This is a genomic window from Acidithiobacillus ferriphilus (genome assembly GCF_018854775.1).
GTDB lineage: Bacteria > Pseudomonadota > Gammaproteobacteria > Acidithiobacillales > Acidithiobacillaceae > Acidithiobacillus > Acidithiobacillus ferriphilus.
Genome location: NZ_JAAZTY010000225.1, coordinates 1 through 1,861, shown reverse-complemented (window position 1 = coordinate 1,861; position 1,861 = coordinate 1). Strand labels below are relative to the sequence as shown.

2 protein-coding genes and 1 pseudogene are annotated in these 1,861 nt (G+C 62.8%); all 3 read right to left on the bottom strand.

Features of this window, described 5'->3' with window-relative positions; all coding sequences use genetic code 11:
• A pseudogene (locus HF921_RS12630) lies at window positions 1–205 on the bottom strand (septal ring lytic transglycosylase RlpA family lipoprotein); the annotation flags it as partial.
• A complete protein-coding gene (gene dapE / locus HF921_RS12625) occupies window positions 195–1,343 on the bottom strand; it encodes a succinyl-diaminopimelate desuccinylase (RefSeq protein WP_215893938.1) in 1,149 nt (382 codons plus the stop codon). The gene dapE and the pseudogene HF921_RS12630, both read right to left, overlap by 11 nt.
• A 10-nt stretch (window positions 1,344–1,353) precedes the next feature.
• Window positions 1,354–1,861, bottom strand: a 508-nt coding sequence (locus HF921_RS12620; protein ID WP_215893937.1) for a 2,3,4,5-tetrahydropyridine-2,6-dicarboxylate N-succinyltransferase, incomplete at its 5' end; no start/stop codon positions are given.

The window sequence follows — 1,861 nt, the reverse complement described above, 5'->3', positions numbered from 1 at the left end:
GTGGCGCGTAGTGGCGACCATGCGTCTGATAGGGACGGTTATAGGCAGCGCGCAGATTGGGGGCGGGCATGGCGCAGGTCGCAGAGGAGGACGACGAAGCGCCGGTGGCGGGAGGGGGGGGCGCGACCCCCGCACAGCCGCCCAGTGCCAGACTCCCCATACCCGCCGCCGTGTAGAGGATTTGCCGCACGCGCCTAATGGTCATCCGCAGCCTCCAGCAGATGCGCCATGATCTCCGTATAGATCTGGGACAAATGTTCCAGATCGGCGACGGCGACGCACTCGTTGATCTTGTGGATGGTGGCATTGACGGGTCCCAGTTCCACGACCTGCCCGCCCAACTGGGCGATAAAGCGCCCGTCCGAGGTGCCGCCATCGGTAGAGAGCCGGGCTTCATGCTCTTCTACGGCTTGCAAGGCCTTTTGGGTGGCGGCCACCAAAGTCCCCGGCGCGGTAAAGAAGGGCGGACCGGACAACTGCCAGTCAATGGTGTAGCGCATGGCGGAGGCGTCAAGAATCTTGTGGACCCCCGCCTGCAGAGATTCCGGCGTGGACTCCGTGGAAAACCGGAAATTAAAATCCGCCTGCAACTGGCCGGGAATGACGTTGTTAGCTCCGGTACCCGCATGGATATTGGAGAACTGCAGACGGGTGGGCGGGAAAAAGTCATTCCCCGCATCCCAGGCCTGATCCACGAGATCCGCGAGTGGGCGAAAAGCGCGATGGATGGGATTATCAGCCTTGTCGGGGTAGGCTACATGACCCTGTATACCCTGCACGGTCAGACGTCCATTCAGCGAGCCGCGCCGGCCATTTTTGATGACATCGCCCAGCATGTTTTCGGAAGAGGGTTCGCCCACCACGCACCAGTCGATGGTCTCCCCATGTTCCCGTAACCAGTCCACCACATGCCGTGTGCCATGGGTGGCGATGCCTTCTTCATCGGAAGTGATCAGAAAGGCCAGACGCCCGGAATGCCCCGGATGCAGAGTGACAAAATGCTCCGCCGCCACCACCATGGCAGCAAGACTGCCCTTCATATCGGCGGCGCCACGTCCGTAGAGCAGGCCGTCGCGGATGGTCGGCTGGAAGGGGTCGCTCTGCCATTCTGCGAGCGGGCCGCTGGGGACCACATCCGTATGCCCCGCAAAACAAAGACACGGACCGGCGTTGCCCCGCTCCGCCCAGAAGTTTTCCACCCCCCCGGCGGGCAGACGTGTCACCCGGAAACCGATAGCCTCCAGCCGGGCGATCATCAGATCCTGACAGCCTGCATCCTCCGGGGTCACCGAAGGGCGGGAAATCAGGTCCTTAGCCAGCTCCAGTACGGCACTGTTGCCCACGGGGCGCCCCTCAGATGTCACGGAGAATGGCGTTGATGCCGACTTTGCCCAGGGTTTTGGCATCCACCTGCTTGACGATGACGGCGCAGTAGAGGCTGTAGCTGCCGTCTTTGGAAGGCAGGCTGCCGGAGACCACCACTGAACCAGCGGGCACCCGTCCGTAGGTAATCTCGCCGGTTGCGCGATCATAAATGCGCGTGCTGGAGCCGATGAAGACGCCCATGGAGATGACCGAGCCCTCCTCGACAATCACGCCTTCCACTACTTCCGAGCGGGCACCGATGAAGCAGTTGTCCTCGATGATGGTGGGGTTGGCCTGCAGGGGCTCCAGCACGCCACCGATGCCCACACCGCCGGAGAGATGCACATTCTTGCCGATCTGGGCACAGGAGCCGACGGTGGCCCAGGTATCCACCATGGTGCCTTCATCCACATAGGCGCCGATGTTGACGAAAGAGGGCATCAGCACGCAGTTGCGGCCGATAAAGGCCCCGCGCCGCGCCGTGGCGGGTGGCACC